The organism is Mogibacterium kristiansenii (genome assembly GCF_029224645.1).
Lineage (GTDB): Bacteria > Bacillota > Clostridia > Peptostreptococcales > Anaerovoracaceae > Mogibacterium_A > Mogibacterium_A kristiansenii.
Genome location: NZ_JAQXUZ010000004.1, coordinates 34,763 through 51,332 on the forward strand (window position 1 = coordinate 34,763; position 16,570 = coordinate 51,332).

General features: G+C 47.2%; 13 protein-coding genes and 1 tRNA gene. 12 read left to right on the forward strand and 2 right to left on the reverse strand.

Features of this window, described 5'->3' with window-relative positions:
• Nucleotides 1-19 precede the first annotated feature (19 nt).
• The 9 genes from PUE40_RS01480 (at nt 20) to PUE40_RS01520 (ending at nt 9,807) form a co-directional block, all read left to right on the forward strand.
• The gene (locus tag PUE40_RS01480; RefSeq protein ID WP_154553385.1) at nt 20-1,441 is read left to right on the forward strand and encodes a sugar transferase; all 1,422 of its coding nucleotides are present in this window, start codon (nt 20-22) and stop codon (nt 1,439-1,441) included.
• A gap of 84 nt (nt 1,442-1,525) precedes the next feature.
• On the forward strand, nt 1,526-2,557 hold the full coding sequence (locus tag PUE40_RS01485) for an LCP family protein (protein ID WP_277671683.1): 1,032 nt from the start codon (nt 1,526-1,528) through the stop codon (nt 2,555-2,557).
• Nucleotides 2,558-2,884: 327 nt separating this feature from the next.
• The gene (tmk, locus tag PUE40_RS01490; protein ID WP_154553388.1) at nt 2,885-3,514 is read left to right on the forward strand and encodes a dTMP kinase; all 630 of its coding nucleotides are present in this window, start codon (nt 2,885-2,887) and stop codon (nt 3,512-3,514) included.
• Nucleotides 3,515-3,517: 3 nt separating this feature from the next.
• Complete coding sequence (locus tag PUE40_RS01495; protein WP_154553389.1) at nt 3,518-4,291, forward strand: hypothetical protein; 774 nt, start codon at nt 3,518-3,520, stop codon at nt 4,289-4,291.
• A gap of 26 nt (nt 4,292-4,317) precedes the next feature.
• On the forward strand, nt 4,318-5,241 hold the full coding sequence (locus PUE40_RS01500) for a PSP1 domain-containing protein (RefSeq protein WP_154553390.1): 924 nt from the start codon (nt 4,318-4,320) through the stop codon (nt 5,239-5,241).
• Nucleotides 5,241-6,020, forward strand: a complete 780-nt coding sequence (locus PUE40_RS01505) for a tRNA1(Val) (adenine(37)-N6)-methyltransferase (RefSeq protein WP_154553391.1) — start codon at nt 5,241-5,243, stop codon at nt 6,018-6,020. The genes PUE40_RS01500 and PUE40_RS01505 overlap by 1 nt, the downstream gene beginning before the upstream one ends.
• Nucleotides 6,021-6,048: 28 nt before the next feature.
• Nucleotides 6,049-6,429, forward strand: coding sequence for a hypothetical protein (locus tag PUE40_RS01510; protein WP_154553392.1), 381 nt, complete (start codon nt 6,049-6,051; stop codon nt 6,427-6,429).
• Between the two features lie 92 nt (nt 6,430-6,521).
• Nucleotides 6,522-7,796 (forward strand): UDP-N-acetylglucosamine 1-carboxyvinyltransferase, encoded by a 1,275-nt coding sequence (gene murA / locus PUE40_RS01515; protein WP_154553393.1) that lies wholly within the window; start codon nt 6,522-6,524, stop codon nt 7,794-7,796.
• 31 nt (nt 7,797-7,827) lie between these two features.
• Nucleotides 7,828-9,807: a fructose-1,6-bisphosphatase gene (locus PUE40_RS01520; RefSeq protein ID WP_154553394.1), complete on the forward strand. Its 1,980-nt coding sequence runs from the start codon at nt 7,828-7,830 to the stop codon at nt 9,805-9,807.
• Nucleotides 9,808-10,852: 1,045 nt separating this feature from the next.
• On the opposite strand, the gene PUE40_RS01525 is transcribed toward PUE40_RS01520, so the two are convergent.
• Nucleotides 10,853-10,929: transfer RNA gene (locus tag PUE40_RS01525), tRNA-Arg, on the reverse strand.
• Nucleotides 10,930-11,124: 195 nt separating this feature from the next.
• Between PUE40_RS01525 and PUE40_RS01530 the strand changes: the two genes are divergently transcribed.
• Nucleotides 11,125-11,544, forward strand: a complete 420-nt coding sequence (locus PUE40_RS01530; RefSeq protein WP_154553396.1) for a sugar transporter — start codon at nt 11,125-11,127, stop codon at nt 11,542-11,544.
• A gap of 172 nt (nt 11,545-11,716) precedes the next feature.
• Here the strand turns inward: PUE40_RS01530 and PUE40_RS01535 are convergent, their stop codons facing one another.
• Nucleotides 11,717-12,766, reverse strand: a complete 1,050-nt coding sequence (locus PUE40_RS01535; RefSeq protein ID WP_154553397.1) for a proline racemase family protein — start codon at nt 12,764-12,766, stop codon at nt 11,717-11,719.
• 433 nt (nt 12,767-13,199) lie between these two features.
• Here PUE40_RS01535 and prdC point away from each other — a divergent pair, with 433 nt between their 5' ends.
• On the forward strand, nt 13,200-14,546 hold the full coding sequence (prdC, locus tag PUE40_RS01540; protein ID WP_154553398.1) for a proline reductase-associated electron transfer protein PrdC: 1,347 nt from the start codon (nt 13,200-13,202) through the stop codon (nt 14,544-14,546).
• Nucleotides 14,547-14,713: 167 nt separating this feature from the next.
• Entirely contained in the window at nt 14,714-16,564 is a 1,851-nt protein-coding gene (prdA, locus tag PUE40_RS01545; RefSeq protein ID WP_277671684.1) for a D-proline reductase (dithiol) proprotein PrdA, read from the forward strand.
• Nucleotides 16,565-16,570 lie beyond the last annotated feature (6 nt).

Genomic DNA, 16,570 nt, shown 5'->3' on the forward strand with positions numbered 1-16,570 from the left:
CTTTGAGTGAAAGCTGAATATGAATAAAAAAAATAAGATTAAAGATAACTCATATGTTAATGATGTGGTAGATAAGCTGGAGTGCATCGCGGAAATCGCCGTTCTATCGGTGATTTATTTCTATTTCTGGCGTTTCCAGTACGATGCGGCACTGTTTCCGCCACTGCAGCACCGGGGGAGATTTGTAATTGCCGGTGTATATGCACTTCTGTTGATTATCGGATTTGTGTGGACGGAAGGTTTTCGTTGGGGATATTTGAAGCGGCTGGACGTGGTCATTTCCCAAGGCGTTTCTATTTTCGTGGTCAATTTCATTTCGTATTGGCAGCTGTCGCTGATTGGAAACGGAATGATTCCGGTAATGCCGATGGTGATGCTGACAGGAGTGCAGCTGCTGACATCAATTCTCGCTTGTTTCTTATTTACGAAGATATATTTCCATCTTCATTCCAAGAAAAACATGGTGATGATTTACGGTACGGAAAACGCATTGAAGCTACAATTCAAGGCCAACAATCGGTTATCCCAGTATCATGTTTCCAAGGCGATATCGGCAGATACAGATTTCATCGATATCCTATCGGAGATTAATCGATATGATGGAGTCATCATCAACGATCTTCCGGGAAAGAAGAGAAATAATATCTTGAAATACTGCTATTTTAACGGGATTGACGCTTACGTGGTTCCGAAGATTTCCGATATTATCATTCGTGGAGCAGACGACTTTAACCTGTTGGATACACCAATCGTAATCACACACGGAAAGGGATTAACCTTAACTCAGAGGATGACAAAACGCACCATGGACGTGGTGCTTTGCCTTATTGCCATGGTTCCGGCATCGGTGATTATGCTGATTACAGCGATATTCATTAAGCTGGATGATGGCGGTCCGGTATTTTTCCGACAGGAACGGGTTACCCGCAACGGAAAGCATTTCAATGTAATCAAGTTCCGCAGCATGATTGTTGATGCGGAGAAATACAATAAGCCGATTCCTGCGGTGGATCAGGATCCGAGAATCACAAAGGTGGGAAGAATTATTCGTGCCACACGAATCGACGAGCTCCCACAGCTCTTTAACATTCTGAAGGGCGATATGAGCATTGTCGGACCTCGACCGGAACGGGTGGAACACGTGGAGAAGTACTCTCGTGAAATCCCGGAATTCATTTACCGCGAAAAGGTAAAGGGCGGATTGACCGGATACGCACAGATTTACGGCAGGTATAATACATCGGCTTACGATAAACTGCGATTGGACTTGATGTACATCGAAGATTATTCTTTGGTGCTGGATATCAAGATGATTTTCCGAACCATTCGAATTCTCTTCCAGAAGGACAGTACCGAAGGCTTTGACAAGGCGGAGGAACTGGAACAGCTGAAGGAAGATGAAGTGGAGAAGATTCGTAAGGCGTTGGATGATGACGAGTAGTGCAGGTTATATTTGCAATAAAAGCAAGCCTGTTATATAATAAACGGTAGTTTTTGATTATTCAGACTTCTGAGAGGAGATTTTATGGCAAAGAAGTTAAGTCCAAGAGCGCGCAGAAGGAGACGTGGAAGACGAATCATCAATACCCTGTTGATTGTTCTGATTATTGCGTTGATTGGCGCAATCGCTGCTGTAATGGCCGGTACAAAGATTCTGAATACCGTAAATCGTGCAGATTTAAAGAGTTCCGCAGATCTTTACCGACATGAAGTAGATGGATATACCAATATTTTGCTTTTGGGTGTAGATACCCGTGATTTGAGTGAAGTAAAGAATTCTCGTACGGATATGATTATGATTGCATCCATTAACAATTCTACAGATGAAATTACGTTAACATCGGTGTATCGTGATACCTATCTTCAGATGGGAGATACTTCTACATACGACAAGATTACTCATGCTCACTATTACGGAAGCACCGAGATGTCCATCGCATCCCTGAACCGGGCGATGGATTTGGACATCGATCAGTATGCGCTGGTGAACTTCAAGGGCGTTGCCGATGCGGTAGATGAGATGGGTGGTCTGGAGATTAACGTAGAAGACTACGAAATCGATGAATTGAATAAATATACCAAGGAAACGGCGAAGATTGTCGGAAAGAAATCCTACACAATCGTAAAGAAACCGGGCAAGCAGGTTTTGGATGGCTGTGCATCGGTTTCCTATGGCCGAATTCGAAAGGGTGTGGGAGACGACTACAAACGTACCGACCGTATGAGAATCGTATTTAAGAAGATTCTGTCCAAGGCAAAGAGCATGGACGTAAAGACCCTGTATCAGGTGGCCGGTGCAATTCTGCCGGAGATTCAGACGAACCTGTCCAACAAGGATATGATGAGTCTGGCGTTGAAACTGAAGAAACTGAATGTGGGCGACAGCAAGGGCTTCCCGTATAGTAAGACGGCCGGAATGGTGGATGGCGTGTCCTACGTGCAGGCGACGGATTTGGCGAGCGATGTAAAGAAATTCCATCAGAAGGTATTCAATGAACCGGACTACGAACCGAGCGCTACCGTGCAGGAAATTAGCCGAATTGCCAGCAGATATTAGCGAAGCGGCGGGAAAAAAAGAATAGCATGAAGGACAGGACATCCGCAGTGAATTGCTGTGGGTGTCCGTTTTGTATTCTGAAGGGAACGGAGCAAATCGAATCCGTGCTATCTATTGAAGGCTTCATATGGTATAATAATATGAATTATTCTGTGAAGGAAAAAAGAGTATGACGGTGCTGAAATATTTATTTGCGGTTCTGGTGACCTTACCGATTCTATTTTTAGGAGTGTTATTAATGAAAAGATACTCCATAGAACTTCGCAAAACAAATCAAAATGTTGAGAGAAAAGCGGAAGCAAATCGGAAAGGAAACAGGAAATAATCATGAGCAGAGGAATTTTTATCACATTGGAAGGCCCGGACGGCGCCGGAAAAACAACGCAGATTCAGATGATGAAGGAATACTTGGAAAGTCTGGGGAAAACCGTTCTTCTTACGAGAGAACCCGGCGGAACCGGTATATCCGAAAAGCTTCGCGAAATTCTTTTAGACAAAGAAAATGCGGAAATGTCCGATACCACCGAGATGATGATTTACGCAGCGGCCAGAGCGCAGCACGTGGCGGAGCGGATTCGCCCGGCACTGGAGCGTGGCGAGGTGGTGATTTGCGATCGTTTCGTGGATTCCAGCGTAGCGTATCAGGGATACGGAAGAGGCCTGGGCGATGCGGTTCAGGAAGTGAATCGGTATGCCACGGCTGGGCTGGAACCGGACAGAACCTTTTTCATGGATTTGGATCCGGCAATAGGGCGCGGGCGAATCGGGAAAGGTGTGCAGGATCGTATGGAGCGGGAGAAGTTGGATTTTCACTACAGAGTCTATGAAGGATATCTGAAAATCTGGCAGGCCAATCCCCATCGCGTGATTCGTCTGGATGCATCCCGAAGCATTGATACCATACAGTCTGAAATTCGAAAACACTTGCAGCAGATGCTGGATGAGGAGGAACAGTAGCGGATGAATGTCCTGGGGGAAATTAAGAAGAGTCTGTGGAACGGCCGAATGGCGCACGCATACATACTGGAGGCGCCGGCGGGAGAAACTCGGGATCGGCTGATGACCAACATTCTTCAGGAAATTCTGTGCCGGAATCCCAATTTGGAGCAACGTCCATGCGGTCTCTGTGAGGCCTGCAGAAGGGTAGCTGCCGGAAGCCACGAGGATGTCATCTACATGAAGAAATCCAAACTGGAAGAGGGAAAAACAAAAACAAACAAAGTAACCTATGTGATGAGGGATACCGAACCATTCATGGATCGGCTACGACTGAATCCGTATGGAGAACGAAATATCGGTGTAATTCCGGATGCGGATGACTTGAAGGAAGACGTTCAGAATAAGATTCTGAAGACTTTGGAGGAACCCTATCCGGGCACGGTGTTTTTCCTCGTGGCCGAAAACCGGAATAACCTGCTCCCAACAATTCAGTCCCGCTGCGTGCTGCTTCGGGAAACAGAAGAACCGGATGTGGCGGAAACCTCGGCATTGGAAGAAATATGGAATCAAAATTATTTTTTTCAATACCGGAAGATGGTGGACAAAAAAATAAAGACTGCGGACGATGCATTGAAATTCTTGGATGTGATTGAAAGGGAGGCTCATAAAGAGCATCGCTTGGAAACGGTTCTGCGAATCGAAGAGACGCGGAAGGATATTCTGGGAGAATTTCATATGGGGGGTATGAACTGGAAATATGCACTGAAAAGACTCTTTCTGGAAGTAAGGGAATAGAGAATAGAAACGGAGGAATGAAATAGATGACAGAAATTGTCGGCGTGGGTTTTGTGAAAGCGAGCAAGACCTACTATTTTGACCCGGAAGGGAAAGAATACAAAATGGGAGAGCTGGTTATCGTGGAGACCGCTCGCGGCCTGGAGATGGGTCATATTTCCATTGAAAACCGGAAAGTGGAGGACAGCGAAATCGTCGCACCTCTTAAAAAAATCGAACGTCATGCCACAAAGGCCGACTTGGCAAAGTATCGGGAGAATTTGAACAAGCGGGAATCCGCCATGAAGGTCTGTGAAGAGAAAATTCGCAACCATAAGCTGGAGATGAAATTGGTGGATGCGGAATATACCATTGACGGAAGCAAGGTGATATTCTATTTTTCTGCAGAAGGCAGAATTGATTTCCGAGAATTGGTAAAGGATTTGGCGGCACATTTCCGGATGCGGATTGAGCTACGCCAGATCGGCGTGAGAGATGAAGCACGCATGCTGGGCGGAATCGGCATTTGCGGAAGACCGTTCTGCTGCAGCAGATGGCTTCATGATTTTCAGCCTGTGTCCATCAAGATGGCAAAGCAGCAGAATTTATCTCTGAATCCATCCAAAATCTCCGGATCTTGCGGACGCCTGATGTGTTGCCTGAATTTCGAAAACAAGACCTATCAGGAGCTGCGGAAGGGCATGCCGAATGAAGGCGAACAGGTGGTAACGCCGGACGGCCCGGGAAAGGTGACGGCAGTCAACCTTTTTGAAGGCAGCGTCAATGTACGTCTGTTCGAAAAATCCAAGGACAAGGATGCTAAGGAAACACCGCTTTCTCAGGAAGTACGCACTTACTTCAAACAGGAAGTGCGCAGAACGGATAAAAAGTCCCACAAGAAGTCCCGGAACGAACAGAACAACGTGGATCCGGAGACCATGAAGGAACTGGAAAAACTAACAAGAGATTAATGAATAAAGAATTGGAAACGATGGATTCCATCGGCTTCGGTGGAATGAAATTGATACAGGGAAACGGGTTTCGCTACGGAGTAGATGCGGTTCTTTTGGTCGGCTTTACGGCGGGGGAAACCGGCGGCCGAGGAATGAAGCGGCGAAGAGCGCCTCGTATTCTGGAATTGGGATGCGGAAACGGGATCGTTTCGTTGATTCTATCCCATAAGATTCCCGAAAGCACCATGCTGGGGATGGAAATCCAGACAAAGGAAGCGGAGCGGGCGCGCCGCAATGCGAGGATCAATCATCTGGAAGAGCGAATCCAAATTCGAGCAGCCGATGTAGCATCCATAGGTGAAACCGCCCTTCCCGAGAAATTCAATGCGGTGGTGACGAATCCGCCGTACTTCAGACGGGGCGGAGCTATTCCCAACGATGCTTCCGCAAAGTACATTGCAAGGCATGAAACCAGTGCGGATTTGGATGATTTTATTCGAGCCGCAGCGACACAGCTGGACCGAGAAGGGGAATTCTTCATGGTGCACCGGCCGGACCGATTGGTGGACATCTGCTGTTCCATGCGGGCCCAAGGCATGGAACCCAAAGAGCTTCAGTTGGTGATGCCATTTCCCGAGACAAAGCCGAATATCCTGCTGATACACGGGGTAAAAGGAGCAAATTCGGAGCTTCGGGTTCTTCCGCCAATTCACGTTCGAGAAAAAGATGGAAGGTATTCAGATTTGATTCAACGGATTTACGAAAGAAATCGTGAAGACGAAGGGGAATCCAACTAATGATATAATTCAAAAGGAGGAATGTGGAATGAATGTTTCGCTGAATCTCACAGATGCACTGATTATCGGATTGATCGTGATGACCATTATTCTGGTAATCTATCTAATCGTTTTGGCGGCAAGGCTGAAGGAAACGCTTCGAAAGGTGGATGATATTCTGGATGATGCCAACCGGATTTCGAAGATTGCCGCAGAGAAGACGGAAGTCATTGATGGCGTTATCGATAATGCAGCGGATACCATGATGGGAATTGTGGAAACGGTGCACGAGAATTCATCGCTGATCGGAAAGGTGGCCAGTGTGGGTACCGGAGCGGCAGCCATTCGGTCTCATCGAGCGAAAAAACGCTCCCGAAAGGAAGAAGCGGCATTCAGCCGCGCAAATGCTCGGAAGTCCCGAAAAAGATAGATTTTACGGGACATTGTAGCGATACGAATAAACAATTTTGTAAATATTATTTTTATAAATAAATCATTTTATATTAAAAATAAGGAGAAGAAATGGCAAAAATTCTTGTGAATGAAAGCGGTCCACTTCATGGAACGGTGCAAATCAGTGGTGCGAAGAATGCGGTTCTTCCGTTAATGGCGGCAACCCTTTTGACCGGCGATACCTGCCGGATTGAGGATGTTCCGGATTTGGCGGATGTAAAAGTAATGCGGGAGATGCTCAAGAGCTTCGGCGCAGAAGTAGAGGAGCTGTCTCCTGGCGTGATTTCCGTTACGGCAAAGGAGATTAAGACCACGGTGGGAGACTCAGAACTGGTAAGTGAAATGCGTGCTTCTACCATGGTGATGGGGCCGCTGCTGGCTCGCTGCGGCAAATGCGTCATGCCGATGCCGGGCGGATGCTCCATCGGAAAACGTCCGATCGATCTCCACCTAAAGGGATTCCGTGCGCTGGGCGCAACGGTGGAATTCGATGAGGATAAAGAACATGTAATTCTTACCGCAGGACCGGACGGCTTGGTGGGAGATGCCATTTACCTGGACTTTCCAAGCGTAGGAGCGACGGAAAATATCCTGATGGCGGCAACCCTGGCGAAGAATGTGACGATTATTGAGAATGCGGCAAAAGAGCCGGAAATCGTCGATTTGGCCAATCAGCTGAACAAGATGGGTGCGAAGATTAAAGGCGCCGGAACGGATACCATCCGAATCACCGGCGTGGAATCTCTGTCCGGATCGATTCATACCGTTATTCCGGACCGGATTGAGACTGGAACTTTTATGCTGGCGGCAGCGATTACCCGCGGCGACGTGCTGGTGCAGAATGGGATACCGGGGCACGTGCGTCCGATTATTGCAAAGCTGAAAGAATGCGGTGTAAAAGTAGAAGTTCAGGATGATGGAATTTACGTAGATGCCAGAGAAGGGGAATTGGTGGCTACAGACATCAAGACACTTCCGTATCCGGGCTTCCCGACGGATATCCAGTCTCCGTTCATGACATTCCTCACCACGGTACACGGACAGAGTATCGTGCGGGAGACGGTATTTGAGAACCGTTTCATGCATGTGGTGGAATTGAACCGAATGGGAGCGGATATTACTACGGAAAGCCGGGAGGCATTTGTGCCGGGCGGAAAGAAGCTTCATGGGGCAAAAGTTCGTGCAACCGATTTGAGAGCAGGGGCGGCTATGGTTTTGGCCGGATTGGTTGCGACGGGAACCACAGAGGTAAGCGAAATCTACCATATCGAAAGAGGATATGAAAATTTTGTGCAGAAGTTTAAGGGTATTGGCGGAGATCTCATGCGTGTGGAGGAAGATTAATTTTTCTTCAATAGAAGTAGTGGAGGTTTAGATGACAGATAGTAAATACCTGCAGATGCTGGCAGAAAAATATCCGAACCATCGTTCGGTGAAGGCGGAAATAATCAATCTGAGAGCCATTCTGGCCCTTCCAAAGGGTACAGAATACTTCCTCAGCGACTTGCACGGAGAGTACGATGCGTTTCAATACTTTGTTCGAAGTGCTTCCGGTACCATCAAGATGAAAATCGACGAGCACTTCTCCGGAATGCTCAGCGAAGCGGAACGGGAGTCCCTGGCGGCGTTAATCTACGATCCGGTTGCAGAAATCAAACGGAGAAAAAAATCTGAGAAGGATTTCGATGCCTGGTGCAAATCCGCAATTTATCGGCTGGTCATTATCTGCCGATCCGTATCCAGTAAATACACCCGGTCAAAAGTACGTCGGATTCTGCCGGACAACTCCGGATACGCTATGGACGAACTTCTTTTTGCGGACGATGACGAGAATCGAACCCATTATTACAATGAAATTATCGATTCCATCGTAGAATACCGCTCGGCCGAAACCATGATTGTGGAATTTGCCCGCACCATCAGTTCTTTGGCGGTGGATCATCTCCATATCATCGGCGATATTTTCGACCGTGGACCGAAGCCTCACCTGATTATGGATTTTCTGATGACTCACCGAAATGTGGATATCCAGTGGGGAAATCACGATGTGGTTTGGATGGGTGCTGCTTGCGGAAACTGGGCGTGCATTGCGAACATCATTCGGATGAATGTAAGCTACAACAACTTTGATATGCTGGAGTACGGTTACGGCATCAATCTGCGGCCGTTGGCAACCCTGGCGGAAAAAATTTACAAAGACGACGAATGCAAGGCATTTTGGCCGCACGTATTGGATAAAAACAGATTCGATCCGATTCCGGAAGACTTGGCGGCGAAGATGCACAAAATGATTGCCATCTGTCAGTTCAAAATTGAAGGTCAGATTATTCAGGCGCACCCGGAGATGCATCTGGAAAAGCGTCTGCTTCTGGATAAAATTGATTTTGAGAACGGCACCGTGGAAGTGGAGGGAACCGTATATCCGCTGAAGGATGCCAATCTGCCGACCATCGATCCGGCAGATCCGTACCGACTGAGTCCGGAAGAGGAAGAAGTTATGATTGCCCTGGAGGCATCGATTCTCCGTTCGGACAAGCTGCAGGAGCACATCCAGTTCCTGTACAGCCACGGTGCACTGTACAAAACTCTGAACGGAAACCTGATGTTCCACGGATGTATTCCTTTTACTGAGGATGGCGAATTCCGGGATGTAACCATCAACGGAATTACCCAACACGGGGCGAAGTTGATGGAGTACCTGGATAAGGAGCTTCGGGATGCGTATTTCAATCCGCCGAAGGGAAAGACTCGGGCGGAAGCGGCGAACCTCATGTGGTATCTGTGGCTGGGACCGGATTCTCCGCTGTTCGGCAAGGATAAAATGACTACCTTCGAGCGCTTGTTCATTGCGGACAAAGCGACCCACAAAGAGCATGTCGTACCGTACTATCGCTTAATCAACCAGAAGGACATCTGTGTGAAGATGATTCGGGACTTCGGCCTGGACGCTTCCCATGGAAAAATATTGAACGGTCACGTTCCGGTAAAAATCAAGGACGGCGAAAGCCCAATCAAGGGCGGCGGAATGCTGTACGTCATCGATGGCGGCATTTCCAAGGCGTACCAGAAGACCACCGGAATTGCGGGATACACGTTTATCTTCAATTCTCGTTTCATGGCTCTGTCGGAACACCAGCCGTATCAGCCGCTGCGTCCGGACGGCACTCAAGAATTCAACAATCCGGTTATTCAGACCGTATATACCCTTCCGCAGCGCATGCTGATTGTGGACACGGATAACGGAAAGGCGATTCGGGAGCAGATTGACGATTTGGAACAGTTGTTGCAAGCTTATCGGAAAGGCAGTATTAAAGAAGTGTATCCGAAAAAAGGCAAGTATTATTCAAAGAATTAGAGGTGAGCGAAATGAGTAAATTGACAACAATACTGGGTGGAGCACTTTTCGCAATGTGCATTTATTATTTTATGCTTTTGTACAAGAACAACAGAAATAAGCTGTAAATCAATCTGCCGAATAACGACTTTCAAGGCGGATAATCCGGAAACATTCGAGAGATACAAAACAAAACTGGTTGTTCAAGATAGAGTGATAGTTAAGGGGGTGGAGTAAATGACACCGGAACAAAAGCGAAGAGACGACATTCAATTTATTATATTTGTTATAATATGCATTTTGATATTTCCAATCGCCCTTTGTTGGGGATTGATGAAGGATCAATGCAAAAACAGAAGATGAATACATGTTAGCCGGGAATTAATCCCGGCTTTTTAATTGGTTCTTCACTTTTTTCTCGGGGATTTTAACAAAAGAGCAAACCTGCATCCGGAAAGCAATCTCATCGTCAAGCTGAGATTGCTTTCCGGATGCAGGTTCTTTCATTCTTGGGCACCGGCGGGCCGGGAAAATCCTGAGCATGTTGGCGTGTCCCGTCGGAGCTCCAAGGGTTTGCGGGCATGCCCACGCCAAAATTTGCGCCGGATACCTGCTAATGAGATTCAATTGTTGGCGTGCCCCGACGGAGCTCCAAGGGTTTGCGGGTATGTCCACGCCAAAATTTGCGCCGGATACCTGCTAATGAGATTCAATTGTTGGCGTGCCCCGACGGAGCTCCAAGGGTTTGCGGGCATGCCCACGCCAACAAAGACGTCGGCGGGCCGGAAAAATCCTGAGCATGTTGGCGTGCTCTGACGGAGGATAAAGGCTTTGCGGGCATGTCCACGCCAACACGCTCATGTCCATCATTAAGAAAAGAATGTTTACCTTATATAAAAGGCAATCCCCGAGAAAAAAGTGAAGAACCTTTTAATTGCTTTGTTTTCCGCTACTGTACATAGTTCACATAATTAAATAGTTGTTGATTGTTGCCGTCTTCATTCCGTCCGGTTCGTTGGACTCAAATAACAAAAAAATAAAAAAAGCCGAGACATCTGTCTCGACTTGGTGCGCCCACAGGGACTTGAACCCCGAACCTTCACATTCGTAGTGTGCTACTCTATCCAATTGAGCTATGGGCGCTCAACCGACTCATTTAGTATATCGCAGTATTGGTAATATGTCAACATAAAAATCAGAAAAATATTAAAAATCACATTTTGTTTAAAGAAAACCTATATCATTACTTATTGTGATAGATTTTTTCAATGTAACGAAGTGCTCCATGTGTGCTACTATATAACCGTAAGATAGAAAAATGAATGGAGGGTTTTTATTATGTCTATTACAGCAGAAACCGCAGCAGCGCACAAGAACGATCCGGCAGTACTGTGCTGCAGAGCAGAAGCAGGAACTAAATTGGAACCGGCAAACTTTGAAGATCCGGCAATCTTCCCGGACCTGATTGATACCGGTCTTCTGAACGTAGATGGCGCTCTGAAACTTGGACAGGTTCTGAATGGTTCCACACTGACCAAGACTGTTGATTCTCTGACACCGATTACACCGGATATCATTGATAAGTACGATGAGGTTGCAGATGAGGCAGAAGAGGAAGCAGAAGAAGAGGAAAGCACAGAAGTTGCTGCACCGGCTGTTGCTGGTTCTGTAAGCGGTGTAACAATGAAAGCTGCAGGCGGCGTTCTGAAGCTTTATATTGGAGAAGGTAAAGACATCGCAATTGAGTTCCCACTGTAAGGGGGGGATTATTCGGGGTAATAACAAATGCGATACAACTCCTTAGGGCCGGCTGTGTGATTGCAGCCGGTTTTGCTTGCATGAGAAATATAATTTTATCGATAATCGTTGCAAAAGAAATCGGTCAGACTCGATGAGTCTGACCGATTTTGTTACGGTTTAAAAATGTCGTTTACTGAGGAACAACGAAGCCCTTGGTCATTGGATCGTCCGGATCGCAGAACCAAGTTGCCTGACCGCAGAGGTAAGCAGCACCCTTAACAGTCGGGATAACAGCGTCATAATCACCAACCTTGGTTTCTTTCAGGATTCTGCCGATGAACTTGGTGCTGATGAAGGATTCATAAGTGAATGGAACATCTACGTCCAGTTCGCCCAGGGAGTGCAGGAGAGCCTGCTTTGCAGAAGTACCGGTTCCGCATGGGGAACGATCCAGCTGAGGATCCTTAGGATCTCCGAATACTACCAGGTTTCTCAGGGTCAGCATATCCGGTTCCGGATTATCAACGGTGGAGTAGTTCTCAACCAGGTCTGCAGTTGTGATGTCCAGTTCAGGGTGCTGAATTTCAACAGTCTTGTTAACTTCCTGAAGAGCATAGCTGGAGAAGTCCTTGAGGAACTTTGCAGTGTCCGGACCAACCTTGATGCCGAAGTTCTTCTCGGTGTCAACCATGATGAAGAAGGATCCGCCGAAGGACAGGTCATAAGTTACTTCCTTGCCCTGGTATTCCAGCTTCAGGTCTTTCTTGTATACGAAAGCAGGTACGTTCGTCAGGGTTACGCCGGTAACCTTGCCGTCTTTGCAGTCTGCAACCAGAGTGATTACTCCGGCAGGAGCATCCAACTTAACGGTTGTCTGTGGCTCCTTCATTTCCATGAGTCCGGCTTCCAGAATAACGGTTGCCGCACCGATGGAGCAGTGACCGCACATGTTCAGCCAGCCGCCTGCATCCAGGAAGAAGATACCGAAGTCTGCTTCTTCGTGAATTGGCTCGCACAGAATAGCACCGAACATATCGTGATGTCCACGAGGCTCGTGCATCAGCATGGTTCTGAAATCATCGTGGTGCTTCTCCAGATAGTGCTTCTTTTCAATCATTGTGTTTCCCTTCGTTTCAGGGCAATCAAGAGCAACTCTGCAGTACTCACCGGATGTGTGTGCTTCGATTGTTCTAACATGATCGGTATACAGATCGATGTTTACCTTAGGTTCAAATGCCATAGCTAAATACCTCCTTAGATTAGGTCGCTTGTAAATGATGTAGGTTAAATAATCTACAATTTATAATCTCATTATAGACGAGAATTTCACAATGTCAATATCACAATTTATAATGTCGGCATAACAATAACAAATGCGTATCATGATAAAACTTCATGACACGAATCATAGGGATTATCTAACAGTTATTTAACAAACAAGAATAAAAAAATGGTAAAAGCGTCCGAGGATACCGTCGGAAACCCCTTAAAATAAAGGAATAGAAAAGTAAAATGAGAAATAATGAATTATAGAGTTTTTCAATGCTGGGATTTATTATATCGTTGATTTGAATAGAATTCTGTGATAATATTCATTATGTAAAAGGGCGATAATTTGTAATGAGATTCAAGTAATTGCCAATTCAGGAAATAATTTAAGGAGAGATTGTGTCATGGAAAATTTACAAATTCTGTTAAGACAACATGTTGGTAAGCCTTGTGCACCGGTTGTCAAGAAGGGTGACAAAGTCAGAAGAGGTACTCTGATCGCTGAGCCAACAGGTCTTGGAGCAAACATTTTCTCCAGCGCTGACGGTGTTGTTGAAGATGTATTAGAAGACAGAATCATCATCAAACCAGATGAAGAGCAGAGTGAAGATTATGAGAAGATTCCGGAAGGAACACCGCTGGAAATGGTTAAGGCAGCCGGTGTTGTCGGAATGGGAGGAGCAGGATTCCCGACCGGAATTAAGCTGGACACTCACTTCGATGGAGATGGATACATTCTGGTTAACGCTTCCGAGTGTGAACCGGGACTGGCTCACAACATTGAGCAGCTTGACAGAGAGCCTGAGAAGGTAATCAAGGGTATCAAGTATGCAATGGAGATCTCCGGAGCAGACAAAGCAATCATCGCTATTAAGAAGAAACATCACGATACTATTGTAAAGCTGGACGAGCTTCTTGCAGATGAACCGGCAATCTCGAGACATCTGCTTCCGGACATTTATCCGATGGGTGAAGAAAGAGCCGTTGTAAGAGAATGTCTCGGTATCGAACTGGAGCCAAGCCAGCTCCCAAGCGCAGCAAAAGCCGTTGTAATCAACAGTGAGACCTGCGCAAGAGTGGCAGAAGCAATCGACGAAAGAAAGCCATCATTCCTGAAGAACCTGACCGTAAGAGGCAAGCTGAACGGCGGTCACGATGCTCACGTATTCGTAGACGTACCGGTTGGTACCAGCGTAGGTTCTCTGATTGAAAGAGCCGGCGGCATCGATGGCGACTACGGTGAAATCATCATGGGTGGTGCATTCACCGGAAGAGCTTGCACCGTTGACGAACCGATTTGCAAGAATACCGGAGCAATTCTGGTATCCATGCCATTCATGGATCTCCACGGAGCAAACCTGGGAATTCTGGTATGTGCATGTGGCGGAAACCTGGAAAGAATGCGTGATTTGGCAAAGAAGTACAATGCAAAAGAAGTATCTCTGTGCTACTGCAAGCAGGCTCAGGAACAGCCGAACGGATCCAGAAAGTGCGAGAGACCGGGTAACTGCCCGGGCCAGGTTGCAAACAACCTGCAGTTCAAGAAGGATAAGTGCGAATACATCATCATCGGAAACTGCTCTGACTGCTCCAACACAGTTATGGCATCCGGTCCGAAGATGGGCCTGAAGGTTCTGCACATGACTGACCATGTTATGAGAGCGGTAGATCACCCGCTGTACAGAACTCTGAGAGTATCCAAGCACGTGGATCAGGATCTCAACGTTGTAGATAACGTAGAGAACAACTAATTTCTGAATAATTAGGGCAGTGTGAATGCTGCATTGCCCTAGTTATATATAAAAGTAGATATTTATTTTCCTTTGCTGTACCGGCAGACCCCGATTGTCGGTGCGGCGGAGTGGATAAATATATATTTGCAAATGCAAGGCAAAACATTTTAAGGAGGAAGATCGATATGTCAATCACAGCTGAAACAGCTAAACAACATGCGAACGACCCAGCAGTACTGTGCTGCAGAGCAGAAGAAGGCACAGTTCTGGAGCCTGCGAACTTTGAGGATCCGGCAATTTTCCCAGACCTCATCGATTCCGGACTTCTGAACACAGATGGCGCTCTTAAGCTTTGCCAGGTTCTGAATGGATCGAAATTAACTAAGACTGTAGATTCCCTGACACCAATCACTCCGGACATCGTTGATAAGTACGATGCAGCAGAGGAAGAGGCAGCAGAGGAAGAAGCTCCTGCAGAAGAAGCAGCAGCTCCGGTTGCAGCAGCTCCGGTTGCAGCAGCAGGTGGCACAATCAAACTCCACATCGGAGAAGGTAAGAACATCGACATCGAAATCCCGGCAGGCGTTGGTGCAGGCGCAGCAGCTCCGGCAGCAGCAGTAGCACCGGCAGCAGTAGCAGCTCCGGCAGCAGCAGCAGCTGAAGAGGAAGAAGTTGTCGTAAGAGAGATGACCAGAAAGCACTACAAGATCGACAAGGTTGTTCTTGGTGACGAGACAAAGATTGAGGGTACTACCCTGTACGTTCGTGAAGCAGCAGCTACCGAAGGTGCAGATGCTCAGGCTCTGGTTCAGAGCATGAAGGTTGAAATCATCAACCCGGATCAGTATCACACATACTCTCAGACCGTAATGGACATTCAGCCAATCGCTTGTAAGGCAGATACCGACATGGAGCTGGGCGAAGGTGAGACCATGGTTCTGGACGGCGTAGTTACCGTTGTAACCGGTGTTACCGAAGAAGGCGTTCAGGTTGGTGAGTTCGGTTCTTCCGAGGGTTACCTCGACGAGAACATGCAGTGGGGCCGTCCGGGTGCTGTAGATAAGGGCGAAATCATGATTAAGTATGAAGCCGTTATCGACAGAAAGAAGAACATGGAGAGACCGGGACCTATCGCAATCCATACTGCAGTTGACCACGTAACTTCTGAAATCAGAGAAGCTATGAGAAGAGACCTGACCGATGAGCAGGTTGTTGATACTCAGGTTCTGCAGCAGACCAGACACCCTGGTAAGAAGAAGATTGTAGTAGTTAAGGAAATCATGGGTCAGGGTGCAATGCACGATAACTTCCTGTTCCCAACTGAGCCGGTTGGCGTTCTGGGCGCTAAGCCAAACGTAGACCTGGGTAACGTTCCTGTAGCTGCTAACCCACTGGAAGTACTGGATGGTTGTATCCACGCTCTGACATGCATCGGACCGGCTTCCAAGGAAATGTCCAGACACTACTGGAGAGAGCCGCTGGTACTGGGCGCTGTACACGATGAAGACGTTGACTGCGTAGGCGTTATCTTCGTTGGTTCCCCACAGGCTAACACCGATAAGTTCTATGTATCCAGAAGACTGGGACAGATGGTTGAATCCATGAACGTTGACGGTGCTTTCGTTACAACCGAAGGATTCGGAAATAACCACGTTGACTTCACTTCCCACATCGAGCAGATTGGTAAGAGAGGAATTCCGGTTGTTGGATTCTCCTTCTGCGCTGTACAGGGTGCACTGGTAACCGGCAACAAGTACTGCGATGCAATGGTAGACAACAACAAGTCCATGTCCGGTATCGAGAACGAAGTACTGGCTTGCAACACTCTTTGCGAAGAGGATGCTATCCGTGGACTGGCTATGCTGAAGGCTAAGATGGCCGGCGAGGAAATCAAGGCTCCGGAAAGACACTACAACGCAAACGTTAAGCAGAACAATGTCGAGCTGATTGAGAAGGCTACCGGCGAGAAGATCGAACTGGTTGAGAACGAGCAGAGCCTGCCAATGAGTGAGAAGAGAAAGGCTAAATACGACTAATCTATA